The sequence below is a fragment of the Microcoleus sp. PH2017_12_PCY_D_A genome (assembly GCF_020738565.1).
Taxonomy (GTDB): domain Bacteria; phylum Cyanobacteriota; class Cyanobacteriia; order Cyanobacteriales; family Microcoleaceae; genus Microcoleus.
Window position 1 is genome coordinate 2,351 of the sequence record NZ_JAEQCI010000108.1, and the last position, 20,457, is coordinate 22,807.

Consider the following 20,457-nt stretch of genomic DNA (forward strand, 5'->3'; position numbering starts at 1 on the left):
AGTACGAAAAATATCGGCAGAAACCCGGTTTCTGGGATTAGGTGAGTGGCGAGAAACCGGGTTTCTGCGACAATTTCGGTTGAGTACGAAAAATATCGGAAGAAACCCGGTTTCTGAAATTCCCTGCGTGGCGAGAAACCGGGTTTCTGCGACAATTTCGGTTGAGTACGAGAAATATCGGCAGAAACCCGGTTTCTGGGATTAGCCTCGATCCACAAAAATGATGAGCAATTATCTCCCCGTCAGCGTATCTGCATAAGGATCGGGCAAAGCTTGCTGCACCTCCAACACCGACAGAGAATCCCCACTCACAGGTTGGCTAATTGACTTTTTTTTTAGCCCATCCCCCCGCATATCGCGCTCTTGCAACTTTACCAATTCCTCCTGATAAACAGCAACAATTCGCCCCAAACTGCTCACCAAATCATCCCAATTCTCATCTCCCACCAACTTCTCAGAAATGCCCTCAAATAACTCTCCCGCTTGCCTTTTTTGAACATAAGCCTTCAACAGCTTTCCCGACTTTTGCAAAACCGCCTGATAAATCTCCCCATCCGACCACCACAGCCCCTGTTGACTCAGCAGCCAAGTCAAAATATACTCGCGAGCGTGCTGCTCCTTCACCCAAGCCGCGAGATACTGCAAATCTTCCATAATTACAACACTCTCCTAAATTTTCCTCAAAATGTCCGCTTGTTTGTATCTACCGTTACTGCGATCGACATAATACCTGCCTTATCATCACCTGCCCGCGTCATTAATAATTCTTAAATCTTAAAAAAACCCTACTGATTTACCAAACAGCAATTCTTACAATATAAAAATAAACCTAAACCACCTCGGTCTATTGTCCAATACTTTTAGTCCACCGGAAAGCGCTAAACCCCGCCTCGCTTTCCTCTTTCCCAAATCCGTCCTCAAACGGAACTAGCGGGTTATTAGCGTCAGGAACCTCAGCCCCGACGGCATGAGGCTTGTAAGAAATTCTTGCCAGCCATTCTGACGGGCCTCAGACTTACCTTGGTCTACGTTTTTTGAGTCACGACACCCTGGGATGGGTAGCTAGTCCCCTGCCCTGTCATTTGCAGTTAAACAGTTTTAAGGTCACTGAAACAGTGCTGCAAGTTTAACAAGCTCTCAAAACATTGGCGAAGCTAACTTTACCCCGCAAGGGAGTTTTGGAGACAACCATATCTCCACTCCTCGGCAACCATACCCCTCCTTCCCGAAAGGGAATATAAAGCCGTCCTACAAGGACGGAGTTTCTACCCATTTTTCTGATGACAAAGCAAAATTTTGGTTTAATCGGTCTAGCAGTGATGGGCGAAAACCTAGCCCTCAACGTCGAAAGCAGAGGCTTCTCCGTAGCCGTGTACAACCGCACAGCAGCGAAAACAGACGAATTCATGGCGAAACGCGCCCCCGGCAAAAACATCATAGCCACCAAGACTCTGGCGGAATTCGTCGAAGCTCTAGAACGCCCCCGCAGAATCTTAGTTATGGTACAAGCTGGCAAACCGGTAGATGCGGTAATTGACCAGCTAAAACCGATGCTAGACCCCGAAGACATGATTATTGACGGCGGCAACTCCCTCTACGACGACACCGAACGCCGCACCAAAGATTTAGAAGCAGCGGGACTGGGATTTGTCGGCATGGGCATCAGCGGTGGCGAAGAAGGCGCACTGAATGGCGCTAGCATGATGCCTGGTGGCACTCTAGCAGCCTACAAGGAATTGGAGCCGATTCTTGTCAAAATTGCGGCTCAAGTAGATGACGGCCCCTGCGTCACATTCATCGGCCCCGGTGGCGCCGGTCACTACGTGAAGATGGTTCACAACGGCATTGAGTACGGCGATATGCAGCTCATTGCGGAAGCCTACGATTTGCTCAAAAACGTGGGTGGACTCAGCGGCCAAGAGTTGCAGGAAGTGTTTGCAGAATGGAATACCACGGACGAACTCAACTCGTTTTTGATTGAAATTACGGCTAATATTTTCAAATACATTGACCCGGAAACTAAGCAACCTTTAGTTGAGGTGATTATGGATGCAGCAGGCCAAAAAGGTACTGGTCGCTGGACGGTGATGAGTGCTTTGGAATTGGGCGTTTGTATTCCGACAATTATTGCTGCTGTGAATGCCAGAATCATGTCTTCTTATAAGGCTGAGCGCGTCAAAGCTTCTCATGAAATAACTGGGCCGAGCGCTAAGTACGAGGGCGATACTAAAGAGTTTGTGAACAAAGTTCGGGATGCGCTTTACTGCTCAAAGATTTGTTCTTACGCGCAAGGAATGGCTCTTTTGAGTGCAGCTTCTAAGTCGTATAATTACAATCTGGATTTGAGCGAAATTTCCCGCATTTGGAAGGGCGGCTGTATTATTCGGGCTGGCTTTTTGGACAAGATTAAAAAAGCTTTCAAGGACGATCCCGCGCTGCCGAATTTGCTGTTAGCACCGGAGTTTAAACAGAGCATTCTCGATCGCCAATCAGCTTGGCGGGAAGTGTTATCTACGGCTAGCCTGCTCGGGATTGCTGTACCCGCCTTCAGCGCGTCGCTGGACTATTTCGACAGCTACCGGCGCGATCGACTGCCGCAAAACGTAACGCAAGCCCAGCGCGATTATTTCGGGGCTCACACCTACGAGCGCACCGACAAACCGCGCGGCGAATTCTTCCACTCAGAGTGGACTCAGGCTGCTAAAGAGTCGCTGCAAACTGGAACTACTGATTAATTAATGTTTGTAGGGTGCGCACTGCGCACCTTACTAATGTTTGTAGCGCACCTTACTAATGTTTGTAGGGTGCGCACTGCGCACCTTACTAATTTCTCTGCGGTTGCAAATTGTTTTGACGTTTGTTTTCGAGATAGCTTTTAATATATTTGTCGTTAAAGAGCGATCGGGCGATCGTCAGTGCTTCTTGTCTTTCTGCGTCTGTCATGTAATCATCGCCTTTTAAACCTGATGGCGGGTGTCGGGGATCGCCGCCTGCATCGAGAAATCGCTGACGTGCGTTAGCGAAGCCCTCGAAGAGGATCGCCATTAATTCTCCTAATCTCCGGTCTTGTTCTATTCTGATATCATGCGGTTTCGTCATAGTCTTCAACCTCGTCTCTACGAACAATCTCGCCACTTTGTAGTATAAATGATAAACATCTCTTTAAAATAAGTGTAATTTTATGAAGCCTTTTATAGTGAGAGCCGCTGCCCTTGTACGTGATATTGCAGCCTTGGTATTTGATACACTTAAAGAAGAAGAGTCAAGAAAACGTTTATCAGAGAGCGGTATTCTGGAAGTGGATGCAATGACTGGCAAAGAGTTTGAAATATTTCTAGATGTCCATTTTAGAAATTGTGGTTATATTGTTAATTTAACTCAAGACAGTCAAGATTATGGCGCCGATCTAATTTTGTACAAAGATGGCTTAAAAACGGTGGTTCAAGCAAAAAGAAGCAAAAACCCAGTTGGGATTAAAGCAGTTCAAGAAGTAGCAGGAGCCGTCAGACATTACAAAGGAAATAAAGGAAGAGTCATCACCAACAACAGATTTACAGAAAACGCTTACAACCTGGCTGAATCTAACGACATAGAGTTATGGGATAGAAAAAAACTCATCGAATTCATCCTGATAGCTAAGAATAGTAAATGAATCATGCTAGAAATTTCCAACACAGTATTTATTGCCGATCGCGAAATTGAGATTAGCGCCATTCGCTCCCAAGGCGCGGGCGGGCAAAATGTCAATAAGGTAGCAACGGCTATTCACCTGCGCTTTGACATCGGCGCTTCTTCATTACCCGATCGCTACAAGCAGCGTTTGTTGCAACTCAACGATGGGCGCATCACCTCCGAAGGCGTGATTGTCATCAAGTCTCAGGAGCACCGCAGCCAGGAACAAAACCGGGAGGAGGCTTTGAGACGGCTGCAAGAACTGATTAAAAGTGCGATCGTCATCCCGAAAAGGCGCAAACCCACCAAAGCAACTCGCTCTTCCCAGCGCCAGCGTCTCGACAGCAAAACCAAGCGGGGGCAGATTAAGGCTCTGAGAGGGAAAATTACGGATTGAGTAATCAAAGGGCTCCCTGGTACGTAGTTGCGCTTGGGCGCTCTTTATTATATGGAAAGAGCGCCCAAGCGCAACTACGTACCTTATGTTGTGCCAGTTACGATCGACCTTTTGGACTTTTTATCCGTCAGGATTTGGTGGCCCTAAATCGTTAGGTAAATCGTTAAGCGTTTTTCCGAGAGCTTTGCAAAGGGCTTTCATCTGAGCAATGGTCAATTCTGGTTCATCCAAGCCTCGCTCCCAGTTACTGATTGCTTGTTGACTTAGGGTTTTTGCGCCCGTTTTGTCGGGAATTTGCTTTGCTAAAGCCGATTGCGATAAACCAACAGCCTCCCGCAAGATTTGGAGTGCTGGTATATTTTTCGACTCTTGAGTTTGTTTCTTTCTGGGCATATCGCGGAAAATTTACAAGCAAACTTGTTGACAAACCAGAAGGTTACAAGTATCCTTGTTTAAGATAGAGACAACAGAAAGGCGGCTCATTTAGCCGGACGGTGGAAACGCTTTAGTTTAGCGAGCTGCCTTATTTGTAGTTTCTACCAATTATGCCTGCATAACCCTTAGTATTTTCGGGGCTTGGGCGCATACCTCAAGTCCCTTTCCCTAGAGATTGGCTAACCCCTGCGGGTTAGTTGTCCGATCGCCCTCGATCGCGACTTGGTAAGTCATCGGGAATTTTGGTTACGTCTAATCCTAAAAGCTCAAACATAGTTTTTAGAGAAACTTGGTACAGGTTAGCCATAGCAAGTATGTTTTCAGCGTTAGGCAGAGCCTTGCCTAATTCCCAGTCAGCTTGTCTTCGCTCGGAAATTCCGATTTTTTCTTTGACTTGAGGGCGTGTTAGTCCAGCTTTTTCTCTGAGTAGTCTCAATGGAGACTTCTCCTTTTCCTGTAAATCTTCTTCTATCATAGGACGAAATATTCATGATGCAAACGTCTTGACAAAAGCTTATATAAGACGTAAACTTCATGTTGGTAGGCACAACAGAGGCGGCTCAGCGAGCCAAACAGTCAAAATGCAGGTTTGAAGAACCGCCTTATGTGTAGTGTCTATCAATTATGCACTAGCATACCCTTTGTATTTTGGGGGCTTGGGCGCATACCTCAAGCTCCTTTCCCTAAACATGAACTAACCTCTGCGGGTTAGTTGTCCGATCGTGAGGGCGATTTTACCAAAGGGATATCGTCAGGGATGTTGGAGATATCGATGCCTAGCAATCTAGCGACAGTTTTGGGCGAAAGCTTTAACTCCCGGCATAGGGCGAAAAAATTATCCGCCCGTGGCATTTTCCGACAATTAACCCAGGAATTCACTGTATTTAGAGAAACTCCTAGGTTTCGGGCTAGTTGTTCCTGGGTAGCTTCAGCCAATTGGATAGCTTCTTGAATAGTTTCTGGCTTGAGATAGTCTATATCTTGATTCATTTAAACTAAAGTTATACAATTTTAGTTGACAAAGTAGGATTATCCAACTAAAGTTGTAAGTGACGGACATGGCAGAAGGCGGCTGGCGAGCCTTCAAGTTCAAAACGTGCAGGTTTTAATAACCGCCTTACTTGTGCTGTCTATCAATTGTGCTGGCATACCCAAGCCTATTTTTGGGGTTTGAGTGCATACTTTAAGCCCCTTTCTCTTAACCTCTGCCGGAGGTGATGCGATGTAAAAGGTCGATCGACCTACAGCACAACCCAACTCAAAATTGTACCAAAAATCCCGACCAAAAATTCAACTTTGCGATCGCCCAACTTCCGTGCTATCGTTCCCTTTCTCGAACCATTGCGGATCATGACCACATCTACCGACAACTTCTACCTAGGCGATGTCGCCTCCAACTTTCACTTTGCAGGCCCCCTGCTAGACTTTGAAGAAGAAATCCAGAATCAATCGCCCTTTCACGATTTAGACTACCTGACAGGCGAAATTAAAAGGGGATTCCTCGACTACGTGCGGCAAGGGATCATGCTGGACGCCATCCGAAAGCTGCGATTGTACAAAGGCAAGTTCAAAACCTTTAAAAGTTACTGCGAACAAGCCTTAGGCAGACAGTATTTTTATTGCACGCAAATTATCAAATCTGCTGCAATTTGCCTGCGCTTAATTAAAGCCGGATTTGAGATTTTGCCAAGCTGCGTCGCTCAAGTTGTCCCTTTGTTCAAACACGCAGTCACAGACCAATACGGCGACTGTGCTTTGCAGGAAAAGTGGCAAGAAGTTGTGGATGTCATCCCCAAAGAAAGGATTACAGCAATCACTATTGCCGAAACAGTTGACAACAACCCCAACCTCAGGTTAAAACAAATTCGGATCAAAACGGACACCTACGCTCTTTTAACGAAAAAAGCAGCCGCAGCGGGAATGTCAATTTCGGAATTTTTGGGCAGGCTGGTTGACGAATACAACCCCAGAAATTTGGAGCAGCCCGCAGAGCACACTCCCGAACAGGAGCAGATTTTAGACGAATTAGACGCCCAGTTTAAGAAGCCGGCAGCCGAACCGACTTCTACGGCAGCTAAAGACAAAGTTAAATCTAAAGGTTTTGGAGTAAAAATTGAGGCAAAAGGTGGTACAAGGGAGGTGAAGGCGAAAATTTCGGAAGGTAAGGTTAAGGCTAAAAGTGCAGAAAGTGAAATTAAGTTGAAAACTAAGCAAACTGAAATCCCCGCAACAAAACTGTCTAATTCATTTAACGAGAAAAATCATGAAGTCATCTGCCCAAAATCCAATCATGCGTCAACTGAAACTGATGGAAGCTCAATTGAGCCAGATTCAGTGCCAACTGATTAAAGCCACTGTGTTGAATTGGTGGCAAATAGTTTTGCCGGACGGACAGAAGATTGCGATCGAGCACGCGGGCGGCGGACACTGGATTTTTCGGGCTAACGGGCTGGAAAAATCGCATCCTGAAGTGCGGAAAGCTGTGTTAATGGCGATCGCGGAAGGCTGTCGCCGATAAGCTACGCTAAGGACACGGCGCTGTGTCGTGTCCCTACTGGATGATGGGATTTCTCATGATTTGGGGATGTTGGGGCGATACGGGATTAGTATCGGGATTGGTTAAAAGTGCGATCGGAATGTCCCAACTGTGGGGCAAAGTTTAAGGTTCCCGCGTTTTTGGGAGATAATTCGTTATTACTGCTTATAAATACCCCACTAAAAGTAAGATCGAACTAGAAGCGGAGTTTAATAACCTCGCCGAAGAATGGCGTGGAGAAACGAGGATGCTGTCATTGGTTACACAGAAGTCAATGCACGCAGCTTACCAGAGAATTATTGGTATGGGCCCGCCTGTTGTCCCGTTGATTTTGCGCGATCTAGAACAAAAACCCGATCATTGGTTTTGGGCGTTGAGGGCAATTACTGGTGATAATCCGGTAAAACCTGAACAGCGCGGTCGAATGAAGCTTATGACTCAAGCGTGGATAGAATGGGGAAAAGAACACGGTTATGAGTGGTAGGCTGGATTACCGTAAAATCTTGAGATTTCCTAATTTAGAGCGTACTGAATATGAAGTCACAAGTCAAGCAACTGTAGATTATAATTGCTTTGCTTTCGCTGCTGGCGAAGAAGACTGTAGATGGGATCCGGTAGATCCTGATGGATACTGGCCCGATGGTGTGCCAAGAGAGTTAACACTCGACGCTTTTATTAAGGCTTATCAAACTATTGGATATGAATGTTGCGATAATCGCGAGCTTGAACCGGGCTTTGAAAAGATAGCAATATACACGTATAACGGTGAACCTCAGCACGTTGCGAGACAAGAAAAGGATGGTATGTGGAAAAGTAAGTTAGGGGATTGGGAAGATATTAAACATGAATTAGAAGGGTTAGAAAATCCTCATTATTATGGGGTAGTTCAACAAGTTTTAAAGCGAACGACAACTCCGGTGTAAATTTTGCCACTGAAATTGTAAGCTGTGGGCGATCGACCAAGGCTGTGACTAGCCAGCCATCCTAAACGGCTCGACGCTGAGAGAATGAAATTTAAAAATCCTTTTTAAATTTTTATTTATTACTAAACAAGTATCCTTGAAAAATAGGGTGATTGGCGATAAAAAAGAACATAAGTTTCTAACATCTCAAGCGATACTTTTTCTTTTGAATCAAACAAAAAACCTAGCTCATCCTGTATGGTTTTTGCTTCAAAGTTTGGCAAACGAGAATCAATATGCAATCGTTCTTTAATTGTTAAGTCTGGTACGTTAATTCGTTGCGGGGGTTTCCAATCTCTGTTACTAAGTTCCCATTTATCTATATTTGTTTGATCAAAAAATTCTTGCATTTTATTTCGCTCAAGTATGATTCCTGTAACTGTAAGCATTTGTTGCCCATCAGCATACGAAAAAGCTGTTAGAGGTTGAAAATAAATATCTTGCTGCCCTTGCATTGCTTTGTTAGCAGCATACTTTAATACCAGACATAGCGCCTCTGGGAAGTTCTTTTCTGTCATCATATCTGGTATCACATCAGCCGACGGAAAAATATCTCCTAACACTGTTTTTAGATGATTGATTCTCGCATCTTTTAGATCAAAAGAACTCATGTCTTTCTGAGATGGTACATAAGATGCTGGATGAGCATTCACGGTAATTTTGATAATATCGAGTGCATCCAGCTTCTTAAGAGTATCTTGAAATTCCTCTATTTGCTTTAGTAATTCACTTGGTCTAACGTAATCTAGCCAAATAATAGTTTCTTCTCTTCTCTGAAATTCATTTATAAACTGACTACTGGATTGTTGAAGGCACTCAATGCAGTTATGCGGTTGGTTAAATATTTGCCGTTTATAGACTTCTATATCTTGTTCGATTGAAATCATATTGCATATTCCAAATCTAGAATGTATGTATTTAAAGTCCTCCAGAGAATGTCCACCAAAGCCTATATATTTATACTTTGAAATACTACAATATCTATCTATTTTTGCAAGTGATTCTAGAAAGGCATATCGATCGATAGCCTTATTAAGTCTTAAATGGTAAGGGATTGATGCACCAGTCATTGTTTTGCCTCTCTTAAAACTTTTTCAAAGCATTCATTTCCCACCTCTGAAGGTTCACGATTGGAATCTTCAAATAAATAGTTAGCAACTATCTCTATGTCCTTTACCGTTCGCGAAAATCTTATATTTTTTTTGCTTACTTGCCCATTTTGAGGGTATGGCTTAGGTAAAGAAGGGAGATACTTTCTTTCATAGGTTCTATTCTTTACTGGAGTCCAATTATCAGATGGAATCTTTCTAAACAGATCATTTGGAGCAATAAGTTTAGCTTTTTCTACTCTCTCCTTTTCTTCAACAAGATTTGCTTTCCACTTGTTAGTATGTGAAGTAAATATCTTAAGCCCTTCGCGCATAAAATCTTTGACGTATAAATAGATATCAGAAGATGCATCTATGCCCCTTTTAGTGGTTGTAATGGGCAACTTTCTTGCATCGGAACTGCGAAAATAGACAACTCCTGAAATTGCAATAAATTGAGGATGGTAACTAGGAACTGTTTCCTCTCCCCAGCCTGTCAAACGAGTTTTGTCACAGTACAGTACCACACGATCGTTGCAAACAATAGTCCAACCTGCGGTTTCGCTACTCCGCCTATTACCCTCCATTTCATCATTTACTTCTTCCTCACTAGCCGTAGCTCTATAAAACCCAATTGCTAGTTTAATCTCAACTCCATCTTTCTCCATTTCATAAAGATATGGTGCAATAGTATTTTCCTTGCCTATCTGATCTGCCCCATCCCATAGAAGGTTCAAAGGCTCCGGAGTTACTTTTACTTCGTTGATCCAAACGGTGAAACCTTTGTGAAGGATATAACTGTAATAATGAGAGATTTTGCTTACTAAAGAATTATGTAAGATAGATTGCGGTGATGAAAAAATATTGACAATGCTAGGATGTAAGTTAGTTATTTTGATTGATGTCCCATTGCTATCTACAGCGGGTTCAATTGTTTCAAATGGTAACTGCCAATCATTATCATCTGTTAACCAGCCGGGATGAATAGTAACTTTAAAAGAATCAGTTTTTGTTTTTGATATTACTTCACTTGATCGTCCCATTTTGAAAATCGATCTTTTCATCCCAATCCCATAAGTTCCAATCGTATAAAGATCATTATCGACATTATTAGGTCTTCCCATTCTAAACGCGTAATTTTGAGCTACGTCTATTGGTATGCCACCGCAATTATCCTCTATTGTAAAACTTTCATTTGAAAAAGTTAGTTTTGCCCAAAAACAATCATAAGGTTTCTCAGAAGAATGATGATCTTTAATAGTTCGTTGTATTCCATCAATACAATTATCTAAAAGATCTAGGATTGCATCTTCTAGTTCAATATCACGAGTAAGCATCTCTACAAAAAAGCTTTTTGTAGGTGATGCGTTTAATGTATTTGGCAATTCTTGCTCATTGGCTGATGTCATATATAGTCCTTTATTAGGTTTGTATTAAGCAAATTCAAAATTATCCTTGTCATATCAAAGCATAGCAGATGAGGCATTATTCGACACATTTAAGCTGACTATTCAACTGCTTATCTATATGATATAACCATACAGGAATCACAGACTCACCAGATTTTCAGGAATCGATCGCCCTTACCACACAATCCAACACCAAAAACTACAAAACCCGCTACCAGAGCGGGCTTCAGAAGATGGACACAACTGGACTCGAACCAGTGACCCCTACGATGTCAACGTAGTGCTCTAACCAACTGAGCTATGCGTCCTCACGAATTACCAATGTAGCAGAACATTAGATCGCCTGTCAAGCATAAATATAAAATTTTTCAAGCCACCCACAGCCACCGCCCTAATTCCCAACCCGCCAAATCTTCACAGTTCGATCGCCCGCACCGCTAGCCAAACACCCCCCACCAGCACCAAACGCCACCGACAAAACCTCCCCCCCGTGCCCCGTCAGAAGTTCCAGCAAACCCCCCGTAGCAGCATCCCACAAATAAATCGAACCATCCCGACTCCCCGTCGCCAAAACCCGACCATCCGGGCTTAACGCCACACACAAAACATCCCCAGAATTGTCCCTCATACTCCGCAGCAGCGTACCTCGCCCGTCAGCATCTATCCGCCACAGCTTCGCCGTACCGTCCCGACTCCCACTAACCAAAATCGATCCCCCCCCAGCCCCCCCTTGGGAAGGGGGGGAGATAGAGGAAGAAGTCGCAGCAAATGCGATCGCCCGCACCCAATCCCCGTGCTCTGCCAGAGTACAAATCGATCGACCGTTTCGCCAATCCCACAACTGCAAACTCTTATCCCGACTACCGCTAGCCAAAAACTCCCCACCGGGACTAAAAGCCACCGCCTCCACTCCACCGGCGTGACCGCTTAAAGCCGACATCGGCCTACCCTTATTCAAATTCCACAATTGCACAGTCTTGTCCCGACTCCCCGTCGCCAAAACCTGACCGTCAGGACTGAAGGCCACAGCATAAACCCGATCCTCATGGCCGCGCAAAGCGTACCACCACTTACCCTTATTCAAATCCCAAATTTGAATAGTTTTATCCCGGCCGCCGCTAGCCAAAGTCGCACCATCAGGACTAAACGCCACGCAAGTCACCCAGTCAGTATGACCAGTGAGAGTGTACCACCGCTTACCCGCGTCCAACTTCCACATCTCGATCGTCTTGTCCTCGCTACCGCTAGCTAAAGTCGCGCCGTCGGGACTGAAAGCTACCGATGTAACAGCCAGGGAATGCCCTACCAGAGTGTGAACGCACCTCCAAGTAGGCGCGCGTGCGGGAACAACCCGCTGCATCGGCGGCACAGGTATAATAGTGCCTGCAACCGTTGGGGGCACGGCATTCTGCACTGCAGGCATCCTCTGCGGCGCGGGAATTGCAGCAGCTACCGGAGTCGGGGGAATTTGCACAGGCGAATGCTGCGGCTGCAAATCTTGGAGTATTTCAGCGACAGATTTGTAGCGGCGACTGAGACTCGGTTCGATCATTTTGTCAAGGATGCGGCTTAATTTCCGATCGACTTTAACCTTCAAAAAATCTCGCCAAACCCAAACATCTTGGTTGATATCGAACAAATCAAAAGGAGATATTTGAGTCAGCAAATAAATGCAAGTTACGCCCAAACTGTACAAATCGCTGGCATAAACCGCTTGGCCTCGAATTTGTTCCGGCGCCACGAATTCGGGCGAACCGATTACTGTACCTGTTTCTCTCAAACCCTCCACAAGTTTTGCAGCGCCAAAATCAACTAAAACTAATTCCCCGGTTAATGTTGGGTAAGTATAAATGATGGGAGTTTGAGAAACGCGGCGGCGGATAATATTTGGTGGTTTGATGTCTCGGTGAATTACATTGCGCGAGTGTACAAATTCTAATACTGGCAATAAATCATTTAGCAAACTACGAATCTGATTTTCGCTAAAAACCCCAGCCCCCGCCAATTCTTGCTGTAAATTTTGACCTTCTATAAATTCCTGCACCAAATACTGATAGCGTTCCTGCTGAAAGTGCGCCAGCAGTTCGGGAATTTGCGGGTGTTTCCCCAATTCGTCCAGCCGCACTGCTTCTCGGTTGAATAATTCTGCTGCTTTTTCGGCGCTGCTGGTTCCTTGGGATAGGGGGAAAAATTGTTTGATTGCACAGCGCGGTTTGGAGGGTTTGTCTTCGTCTACGGCTAAAAAAGTACGCCCGAAACCGCCTCGCCCGAGGGGTTTGATGGCACGGTAACGCTCTCTGAGCAACAGTTTGGTGCCACAATTCAGGCAGAATTGAGTTCGATCGGCATTTTGCGGGTTTTGACAGGCGGGGTTTAGGCAATAACTCATAACTGAACCGGGAAGCAATCAGCAGCATATTTCTATGATACTGAGGCAATACCAAATCCGACTTAAATATCCCCTTTATTTCTAAGTCCGCGGAGGCGGACATCGTTTGTGTAGTCGCGGTTTCAACCGCCGAGTCTTATCTCTCGCGTTACAAATAGAAATTAAAGGACTGAAGTCCTTACTACAAACCGGTTTGTAGTGAGGACTTCAGTCCGCAGCATTTAAGATCTAGCTTTAACATTCAGAGCATACTCTTTAAACCTTTCCAAGTCAGCCTGAATAGTCGATTCAACAACTCGCCCTACAAATGAATTGTCCATCAATGTTGCTAACCAGCCGGGAACTCCATAAGCCACCGTCAGTTTGACAATGCTGCTGTTTTTGCGATCGTAAAACCGCACCGCACCCCGATTGGGCAAACCGTCTACCGATTCCCACTGAATTATCTGATTCGGCACTAATTTCAGAATCCGAGAAAGCCAGCTAAATTCTAACCCCCCCGTTGCGAGTTTCCAGCGAGACAATTCTGGATCTTCTTCGAGAACGCGAACAGATTCTATCCACTTCATCCAGCGCGGCATTTGCTCTAAATCTGACCAAAGTTCCCAGGCTAATTCGATAGGAATTGCCACTTCTACTTGTACGCTGTGTTCTAACCAATCAGTCATGGGATTTTAGATTTTAGATTTTAGATTTTAGATTGGGAATGGGGCATGGGCCAAACAGGGAATTCGCTTAGACTCTCGAATATCGGGAGGCAGAGCCTCAATATTGGCATTCCCCGGCAGAGCCTGGAAACGAGAGAAAGTTTCCGGTTCCCCCCTTTTTAAGGGGGGCTAGGGGGGATCTAGGCCCTAATCATCCAACAGTTTCACAGTTGTTAGCTAATGACCAATGACTAATGACTAATGACTAATGACCAATGACTGCTGACTAATGCCCGTAAGCTTCGAGAATTGCCTTAGCCGCTTGATGGCCTGAAAGTGTCGCTCCTTCCATGCTATCAATGTAGTCTTGCTGAGTGTAACTTCCTGCTAGAAAGAAATTGGCGATCGGCGTTTTTTGAGCGGGGCGGAAAAGATCCATTCCAGGGGCTTCGCGGTACAAAGATTGAGCTAGCTTAACTACACTGTACCAAGTCATGTTTAGTTCCCGTGCTGAGGGGAATAAATCCTGAACTTGCTTGAGTACGTGTTGGGCGATCGCCTCATTGCTTTGTTTGATAAACGGATCGCCCGGTGTCAGCACCAACTGCAACAGAGAACCTTGTCCTTCTTTATAATAATCCTTGGGACTTGTCAGAGCCAAATCCGCAAAACAGGAAAAATCTGCATCTGCTGAATATAGCAAATTATCGATGCCTACAGCGCGGCTCAACTGTTTGCGCTGCGCTTCATCTTCCAATTCCGTTACCCAACCGTCGAACCGCAATTGTACTGTAGCAACCGGTACCGCATCCAACTTATAAATGTTGTCAAATTCCGACCACTTGCGCCAAGCTGGGGGCAATATTTTCTGAATTCCAGGCACGTCGCAGGCGAAAACGTAGGCGTCTGCGGTAATAGTTTCTTCTGTTTCGCCGTTCGCTACTACCAAACCTGTCACGCGCGTTTCTGCGCCTTCTTGAAACTGAATTTCTCGGACTCTGCGCCGCGTGTAAATTTTGGTTCCTTTGCTTTCCAAATATTCGACAATTGGCTTGTGCAAATATTCGTTGGGAGAACCGGCCAGCATCCGCATGACAGAGGCTTCGGTTTTGGATGCAAAGAATTGGAAGATTGTCAACATACACCGGGCAGAAATATTTTCGGTGTCGATAAAACCCAGGGCGTAGGCGATCGGGTTCCACATTCTTTTGAGCGAGTTTTGGTTGCCGCCTTGACTGCGAAACCAGTCAGCAAAGCTAATTTTATCCAAATTGCGGATGGTTTTCATGGCCCCGTCAAAGTCGATCAAACCACGGACGATGGGGCTTGTTCCCAGGGCGATCGCATTTTGAATTTTGTCTTGTACGGTTAGCTGGGATGTAGTGAAAAATGCCTTCAATCCGTGCAGAGGAGCACCCACGGGAAAGCGAAAATCCAAAGAACCAGTTTCACCACCTCGATTGATAAAAGTGTGGACGTGATCTTTGAGGAGCAAATCGTCAAAAGCTCCCACTTTTTTCATTAGAGCAAATAAGTTATAATAGCATCCGAAGAAGACGTGCAAACCCATTTCGACGTGATTGCCGTCGGGGTCAACCCAACTGCCGACTTTGCCGCCGACAAAGGGGCGGGATTCAAAAATTTCTACTTCGTGGCCAGCATCCACTAAATCGACTGCTGTGGTCATTCCAGCCAGTCCCGCACCTGCGATCGCAACCCGCATTTTACAATTCCTTATCCAGTATTTTTACAGATTGTAACAAATTTTAGTATTTCCGAAACATTCAAAGTGCGTAAATGCCGATCGCCACTTGCACCCCTCTCTGAATTCTGGCCAAAAAATCCGCACTAATTTCACCGTAAGAGCCTTGTTCCATATAAGTCTTTTGGACTGCTAGAATTTGCTCGCAGACAGCGAGTGAGTCCGATTCTAACCCTCCTACCCCCGCAGGAATCAAAATCCGAGTCGGAGTTTCCCCGCCGCTCAAATCGCTAGTAAAAGGCACAATCAGTACAGTACGGCTCAATTCATTGCGGCTATTTATGGAAACGACAGCAACAGGACGTTTTTTGGTATCTCCTATCGCTCGCAAAGCTCTCACAAGATAAACTTCGCCTTGTTGCGGATAAGCTTCTGTCATTGTATCAAAGACCTTCCTATATTAAAATTTCTTCCATTTGTTCCTCGGCAAATGTTGCCCATTCTTCTTCAAAGTCAATATCTTCTTGACTGCGGTTGAGATAAAATTTCCGCAACTTATCTTCTATTTGCTTAGCGTACCAAAGACGGAGAGCTTGTTCGATCGCCTCCGTCCAATCATCAGTAAGCTGGTCTATTTTGTCAGCGAATTCGGCATCAAGCGCCACTAACACTTCTCGCTTTTGAGTATAATTTGACACAATCATCCTCCTGAATAATTCAACAAGTAGGGTGCGCAATGCGCACCTTACATATGACTTTTACTTCTTCCTTCTTCCTTCTTCCTTCTTCCTTCTTCCTTCTTCCTTCTTCCTTCTTCCTTCTTCCTTCTTCCTTCCTTCAAAACATCGGCATCAACTGAAGTGGCCCAATTCCTAAGTCTTTAGGAGAAACCCAGCGCACCTCAAACAAAGCGACCATATCCTTAAACTGAGGCTGACCGCGAGAAGCACCCATCAAGCCTTTAGCAATCACCAAACCGCACCAACCGTTCGTTGATTTACAGCGGCGTTCCCACTTTTTGCGAGCTTCTTGATGCACCGGGTCGTTTTCATTAAACTCCCCAAACAAATACAGTTCCCCATTTTTTGTTTGCAAAATACCCAAGTCGTATTGCTCGTCTTGAAAAGGATCTTCGCCCGGATTAAAACAAATTGCCTTCACCCCTCCAGCTTCTTTCAAATCTTGAATCATAGTTTTAGCCTTGGGATTGGAAGTTTGAATCATCACTACAGGCAAACCATCCCCGGCGGTATTAATATCGACTTCTGCACCTTCGTGAAACTGGACACTTCCGCGTAGAAACTCTACCGTTTCCCAAGGTACGGCACCCAGACTCAAAAATGAATTTTGCGGCACCAAATCGTCCCGCAGCCGTGGCATTTCAAATTCATCATCGTCATCGTCATCACCGAGCATCTGTAATAATTCGTCGGACACCTCAGGCATCGTCGAAACTTTAACCGATACCTGTTGAATTTCTCCGTCCGACTGCGGAACAGGGATGCGGTAGCGGCTGTTGAGAGCGGGAAATGTGTCTGCTGCCAATTTCCGGCGGCCGTTGCGGAAAAAGCGGTGGAATGCTTCGAGAGCAACTAACATTGTCAGGGCTTCTTCTTCGTAAAGAATCGATCGCAATCCTTCTAAAGGATGGAGGTTGCCAAAATTCGGTTCAATTTCCGATGGAGGCAAATCGGCTAAATCAATTTCGTCATCGTCATCCTCATCAAGCTCGGCGGCACTTTCAAAGGTGAGAAACAAACAGTCTTGCCCTAAAAAAGCCTGTTCTAAATCTTCAAAAGAGTCATCGTTGACGACTCGCTCTCGAAACCGCTTCAAGGATTCTAAAGATCGGTACAGCAAAACTCCGTAATCCATTCTGCCTTGACCCAATACGGACACGTAGAGGCTGGCGACATCCCACTGATTGATTTCAATAGATATAATTTGATGTTCGCTCAAACTCCGCCACGGAGCATCGTGCCAAATTTGAGCAGCTTTTTCCATGAGAACGTCAGCGTACTGAGGCGGCAACTCGGGAGGCCGATTGACAGCCACCTCTTCCATTCCCCGAAATATTTCATCAATTAAGGGCAATTCCGGCACGTAGTCAATGGAAATGCCTAAATCTTGAAGTACGCCCCGGAGATAAAATTGAATTTCTCGGTTTTTGACTACGATTTTTTGGGGGCGGACTGCGGGGGCCGGACTTTGGGGATGTTCCATTGCCCGCAGCAGAGCCCGGACGATCGCCTCTGGGCCGGCATCTGGGCCTACCATGTCCATAGCCCTCACGACGCCTTCAGAGCCGTCCACCCAGAGAATGCACTCGCCACCGGCTTCTGGATCGTCGTCGTCCTCTAGCATCATGTGCGAGTCAGCATTAGATAACGGTCGGCGGTCGCCCTCCCACACGCTGGGAATTTGAGGTAAGTTTTGTAGCCGACGAAGAGTAGAGCGATTCAGCGCTGCCATAGAGTAAGCCCGTTGGGTGAAGCATTGTTGCGGTGCCACAAAGGGTCAACCGCTGCTTCTCAATCATAAACCCTATAGGGAGAGAGGACATCAAGCTCGGGCACGAGGCGCTGCGGGAATTAATTTTTTCAGGCTAAAAATTATTGTGCGTTCAGCATCGATCGCAACCCCCCTGACGGTGAGGACTTTCTTAATTCCCCAAACCCTTCTACCTTCTTCCTAATGACCGATGACCTGTTTGACCGATGACCTCTGTGCCCCATGCCCCATGCCCCATGCCCCATGCCCCATGCCCTATGCCCCATGCCCCATGCCCCATGCCCTATGCCCAATGACTTCTTCACTCTAACAACTAAACAAAAGTTGTGGGTTGCCCTTCCGGGCGGGATTGCGGCTATTTTTCCAAAGTTCGGCCAAAATCTATACACTCCGACCAAACTTACTAGCCGAACTTCGGAAAAATCCCGCTGAAAATTAGATTTTAGATTGAACAAGCTCGCGCACTAGCTCCCTGAACAGTAACTTAACTGCTCAGCATCAATAATTGCCCCCAACCGATCGCCAATATCATTTTTAAGACGACAACGAGAAGGCTCAATCCGAGTAAAAACCCACTGCCAAAGCGCCTTGCGGCACAAATCACTGCCACCAACAACCCTAGATTTTTGCAAATCGCCGCTGCTTTCCTGAGAAGGCGCGCAGCCGAGCGCTTTCATAAACCGGCGCAATGACAAATGTCGTTTAGTCGGCTTGCCAGATTTGCGACCCTTGCGAATTTTCACCTCAGGTTTGCCATCAGCACCAAGGTAATTCTCAAAAGGATAAATCTGAGAAAGCAACAGCGCCTCAACTCTGCGACCAAAGCCAAATCGAGCAAAAACTTTGCGGTACGGCAAAAACTGCGGCTGGCTGACTAACTTTGATAGCTGAAATTCTAAAAGCATCTCCTCGCGCTGGAGATCGCAAATTCTAGCAGCGTGGCGACGCAATTCATCGGTTATCCCAAGCCCAATCGACTTTTCCAACATTAAATCGTACTTGACCGATTGGCGCTGGCCGCACAACCACCCCCACAACAGCGGCACTCTTTCACCCGATCGCACCGATCGCACTAACGCCGCTTCTGGAAATTGCCACGCTAAATCTTGACGAGCTCGATTAATAATCGGTGACTGCACGCGGTTGAGATGAGCAAGACGCAAAACTAAACGGCGAATCTCCACAACAGTTTGCGATCGTACTTGCACGAACCGACGGGGAACATCAAAATAGTCCCACCCATAAATCGCCAGAGCCAAAGCATCTGCATCATCATCTTTATCTGGAAGTCCGAGGTGGTGCTCCCGAAACGATCGCAGTTCCTTGTGACCGACAAGCCGAACTTCTACACCGGCCCGAGCAAGCTGAGTTCCCCAAAGCCGAGAATAATTAACACCCGTAGGTTCCATCACTGCAACTGTAGGAATGTCACCAATTAAAGCCAATAATCCACTAATCCCAGCAGCGGTTGCATCAAACTTATAAAAATCAGAATCGTAGTAAAATTGCCGAGGTTCGGTTGGTTTTTCCAATAATAAGCAAGCAGAAACTGAAGCCTTGCTAATATCAAGACCAATAATTTGCATCATTTTTTACAGGTGATAATTTTTCTAAATCCCCGCAGCAAAGCTTATGAATCACCCAAAGGCCGCACGAGCCTAATTCACTCTCAAAGCTATAAATTAGCGCAGGAAAAAACAATCAGTCAAGTAACAACCGAGCTTATGAAGAAGTAAAAGCCCTAACAGCTTGTTTCCCTGTAAAAGCCCTAAGTCACAACCTGACTAACTGACGGTTGATTTAGACTCAAACCGCGACTCCCCTTTTTTAAGGAGAGTTTCAATCGCCGAGTCACAAGCGATATCATCAGGCGTTAAAATTTAAAAAATGTTAACCTTCAAATGAATCTGACTCAAAACAATCACCATCATCACCATCATCACTATCATCATCCCCATCGCCAAAATTAATTTGAGGAATTTGAACGCCTGTAACAATAGTGCCAATATCGGGAAGGTCAGAAGAGGAAAAGTAATTAACCAAAAATCAAGATAATACTGAGGAAAACCTATCTCATCAGCAACCCGAGTGCGAAGGAAGTCTAAAGCCAAAGTACAATCTTCGTCAGGCTCTAAGTCTGCTTCAATGTAAATGCGAAAATTTTCATAATTATTAACACCAAACCCAATCTTTGTAGTTTTCATAGCTTATCCAGAAAGACAATGATTCCAAGTCTCAAAAGAATTCTGAGCCTGAGACAAGATGTCATCAGAAACTAAATCGCCGTAGACATCAGCAACTAAATTGCCGTAGACACAAATTCTAAACCCATTCCAAAACTTGGTCAAAACAGGAACAATTTTTTTGAGAGGGTATTTAGAAACTAAATAATCCCCCAACAAATCTTCTAAATTCCAATCCTCCAAACAAAGAATATCCCAAATCTGAACCAGCGTTTTGAACTCGCGAACTCTTGAACCCATGCTAAGGAGCCAACCGCCGCCAGGAGCTTTAGACAAATCGAGGAAAGCAGCCCGGGCAAGAGCCTTCACCCTAGAAAAACTCGGGCGAGAAAAAGGCGTAATATCCTTGGCTCTATTAATTATCTCAGACTGACTGCGAATGCGATCGCGCATCTCGTCATTAGCCTGTTGAAGTTCTTCAATTTGAGCGCGAGCTGCAGCTAGCTGGGCCCGAAGTTCGTCAAGT

At 45.5% G+C, this 20,457-nt stretch carries 24 protein-coding genes and 1 tRNA gene; 8 read left to right on the forward strand and 17 right to left on the reverse strand.

The window, feature by feature from the left end:
• Nucleotides 1-205: hypothetical protein (locus tag JGK39_RS26025; protein WP_293261340.1), on the forward strand; the 205-nt coding region annotated here is incomplete at its 5' end.
• Nucleotides 206-231: 26 nt separating this feature from the next.
• Here JGK39_RS26025 and JGK39_RS26030 read toward each other — a convergent pair.
• The gene (locus tag JGK39_RS26030; RefSeq protein WP_293261343.1) at nt 232-654 is read right to left on the reverse strand and encodes a hypothetical protein; all 423 of its coding nucleotides are present in this window, start codon (nt 652-654) and stop codon (nt 232-234) included.
• Between the two features lie 626 nt (nt 655-1,280).
• Here JGK39_RS26030 and gnd point away from each other — a divergent pair.
• Nucleotides 1,281-2,735, forward strand: a complete 1,455-nt coding sequence (gnd, locus tag JGK39_RS26035; protein ID WP_293261346.1) for a decarboxylating NADP(+)-dependent phosphogluconate dehydrogenase — start codon at nt 1,281-1,283, stop codon at nt 2,733-2,735.
• Between the two features lie 88 nt (nt 2,736-2,823).
• Here gnd and JGK39_RS26040 read toward each other — a convergent pair whose 3' ends face one another.
• A complete protein-coding gene (locus tag JGK39_RS26040) occupies nt 2,824-3,099 on the reverse strand; it encodes a hypothetical protein (protein ID WP_293261349.1) in 276 nt (91 codons plus the stop codon).
• Nucleotides 3,100-3,181: 82 nt separating this feature from the next.
• On the opposite strand from JGK39_RS26040, the gene JGK39_RS26045 reads away from it, so the two are divergent.
• Together JGK39_RS26045 and arfB are read left to right on the forward strand one after the other, a co-directional pair.
• Nucleotides 3,182-3,652 carry a restriction endonuclease gene (locus JGK39_RS26045; RefSeq protein WP_293297835.1) on the forward strand — a complete coding sequence of 157 codons (471 nt, stop codon included), beginning with the start codon at nt 3,182-3,184 and terminating at the stop codon, nt 3,650-3,652.
• Between the two features lie 3 nt (nt 3,653-3,655).
• Entirely contained in the window at nt 3,656-4,069 is a 414-nt protein-coding gene (gene arfB, locus JGK39_RS26050; RefSeq protein WP_293261355.1) for an alternative ribosome rescue aminoacyl-tRNA hydrolase ArfB, read from the forward strand.
• Nucleotides 4,070-4,189: 120 nt separating this feature from the next.
• Here the strand turns inward: arfB and JGK39_RS26055 are convergent, their stop codons facing one another.
• The 3 genes from JGK39_RS26055 to JGK39_RS26065 all read right to left on the reverse strand — a co-directional run bounded on the left by JGK39_RS26055 (nt 4,190) and on the right by JGK39_RS26065 (nt 5,494).
• Nucleotides 4,190-4,462, reverse strand: coding sequence for a helix-turn-helix transcriptional regulator (locus JGK39_RS26055; protein WP_293261358.1), 273 nt, complete (start codon nt 4,460-4,462; stop codon nt 4,190-4,192).
• 235 nt (nt 4,463-4,697) lie between these two features.
• Complete coding sequence (locus JGK39_RS26060) at nt 4,698-4,979, reverse strand: helix-turn-helix transcriptional regulator (RefSeq protein ID WP_293261361.1); 282 nt, start codon at nt 4,977-4,979, stop codon at nt 4,698-4,700.
• 233 nt (nt 4,980-5,212) lie between these two features.
• On the reverse strand, nt 5,213-5,494 hold the full coding sequence (locus JGK39_RS26065; RefSeq protein WP_293261364.1) for a helix-turn-helix transcriptional regulator: 282 nt from the start codon (nt 5,492-5,494) through the stop codon (nt 5,213-5,215).
• Between the two features lie 360 nt (nt 5,495-5,854).
• Here JGK39_RS26065 and JGK39_RS26070 point away from each other — a divergent pair, with 360 nt between their 5' ends.
• The 4 genes from JGK39_RS26070 (at nt 5,855) to JGK39_RS26085 (ending at nt 7,963) form a co-directional block, all read left to right on the forward strand.
• Complete coding sequence (locus JGK39_RS26070) at nt 5,855-6,853, forward strand: hypothetical protein (protein ID WP_293261367.1); 999 nt, start codon at nt 5,855-5,857, stop codon at nt 6,851-6,853.
• On the forward strand, nt 6,795-7,022 hold the full coding sequence (locus tag JGK39_RS26075) for a hypothetical protein (RefSeq protein ID WP_293261370.1): 228 nt from the start codon (nt 6,795-6,797) through the stop codon (nt 7,020-7,022). The genes JGK39_RS26070 and JGK39_RS26075 overlap by 59 nt, the downstream gene beginning before the upstream one ends.
• A 265-nt stretch (nt 7,023-7,287) precedes the next feature.
• Nucleotides 7,288-7,524 carry a hypothetical protein gene (locus JGK39_RS26080; RefSeq protein ID WP_293261373.1) on the forward strand — a complete coding sequence of 79 codons (237 nt, stop codon included), beginning with the start codon at nt 7,288-7,290 and terminating at the stop codon, nt 7,522-7,524.
• Nucleotides 7,514-7,963 carry a hypothetical protein gene (locus tag JGK39_RS26085; protein WP_293261376.1) on the forward strand — a complete coding sequence of 150 codons (450 nt, stop codon included), beginning with the start codon at nt 7,514-7,516 and terminating at the stop codon, nt 7,961-7,963. Before JGK39_RS26080 ends, JGK39_RS26085 begins: the two co-directional genes overlap by 11 nt.
• Nucleotides 7,964-8,085: 122 nt before the next feature.
• Here JGK39_RS26085 and JGK39_RS26090 read toward each other — a convergent pair whose 3' ends face one another.
• The 12 genes from JGK39_RS26090 to JGK39_RS26145 form a co-directional block, all read right to left on the reverse strand.
• Nucleotides 8,086-9,072 carry an O-methyltransferase gene (locus JGK39_RS26090; RefSeq protein ID WP_293261379.1) on the reverse strand — a complete coding sequence of 329 codons (987 nt, stop codon included), beginning with the start codon at nt 9,070-9,072 and terminating at the stop codon, nt 8,086-8,088.
• Complete coding sequence (locus JGK39_RS26095; RefSeq protein ID WP_293297838.1) at nt 9,069-10,499, reverse strand: ATP-binding protein; 1,431 nt, start codon at nt 10,497-10,499, stop codon at nt 9,069-9,071. The genes JGK39_RS26090 and JGK39_RS26095 overlap by 4 nt, the downstream gene beginning before the upstream one ends.
• A 234-nt stretch (nt 10,500-10,733) precedes the next feature.
• Nucleotides 10,734-10,807, reverse strand: a tRNA-Val gene (locus JGK39_RS26100).
• A gap of 83 nt (nt 10,808-10,890) precedes the next feature.
• A complete protein-coding gene (locus tag JGK39_RS26105; protein ID WP_293297841.1) occupies nt 10,891-12,888 on the reverse strand; it encodes a serine/threonine-protein kinase in 1,998 nt (665 codons plus the stop codon).
• Nucleotides 12,889-13,109: 221 nt separating this feature from the next.
• Complete coding sequence (locus JGK39_RS26110; protein ID WP_293192313.1) at nt 13,110-13,556, reverse strand: SRPBCC family protein; 447 nt, start codon at nt 13,554-13,556, stop codon at nt 13,110-13,112.
• A 265-nt stretch (nt 13,557-13,821) separates the two neighbouring features.
• Nucleotides 13,822-15,258, reverse strand: coding sequence for a 9,9'-di-cis-zeta-carotene desaturase (gene zds, locus JGK39_RS26115; RefSeq protein WP_293297844.1), 1,437 nt, complete (start codon nt 15,256-15,258; stop codon nt 13,822-13,824).
• Between the two features lie 61 nt (nt 15,259-15,319).
• A complete protein-coding gene (locus JGK39_RS26120) occupies nt 15,320-15,676 on the reverse strand; it encodes a type II toxin-antitoxin system PemK/MazF family toxin (RefSeq protein ID WP_293297846.1) in 357 nt (118 codons plus the stop codon).
• Nucleotides 15,677-15,692: 16 nt separating this feature from the next.
• Nucleotides 15,693-15,941 (reverse strand): hypothetical protein, encoded by a 249-nt coding sequence (locus tag JGK39_RS26125; RefSeq protein WP_293297848.1) that lies wholly within the window; start codon nt 15,939-15,941, stop codon nt 15,693-15,695.
• Between the two features lie 133 nt (nt 15,942-16,074).
• Nucleotides 16,075-17,709 (reverse strand): hypothetical protein, encoded by a 1,635-nt coding sequence (locus tag JGK39_RS26130; protein ID WP_293259102.1) that lies wholly within the window; start codon nt 17,707-17,709, stop codon nt 16,075-16,077.
• 503 nt (nt 17,710-18,212) lie between these two features.
• On the reverse strand, nt 18,213-19,337 hold the full coding sequence (locus tag JGK39_RS26135) for a transposase (protein ID WP_293322462.1): 1,125 nt from the start codon (nt 19,335-19,337) through the stop codon (nt 18,213-18,215).
• A 291-nt stretch (nt 19,338-19,628) separates the two neighbouring features.
• Nucleotides 19,629-19,952: a hypothetical protein gene (locus JGK39_RS26140; RefSeq protein ID WP_293322465.1), complete on the reverse strand. Its 324-nt coding sequence runs from the start codon at nt 19,950-19,952 to the stop codon at nt 19,629-19,631.
• A gap of 3 nt (nt 19,953-19,955) precedes the next feature.
• A partial coding sequence (locus JGK39_RS26145; RefSeq protein ID WP_293322468.1) for a hypothetical protein occupies nt 19,956-20,457 on the reverse strand: 502 nt, incomplete at its 5' end.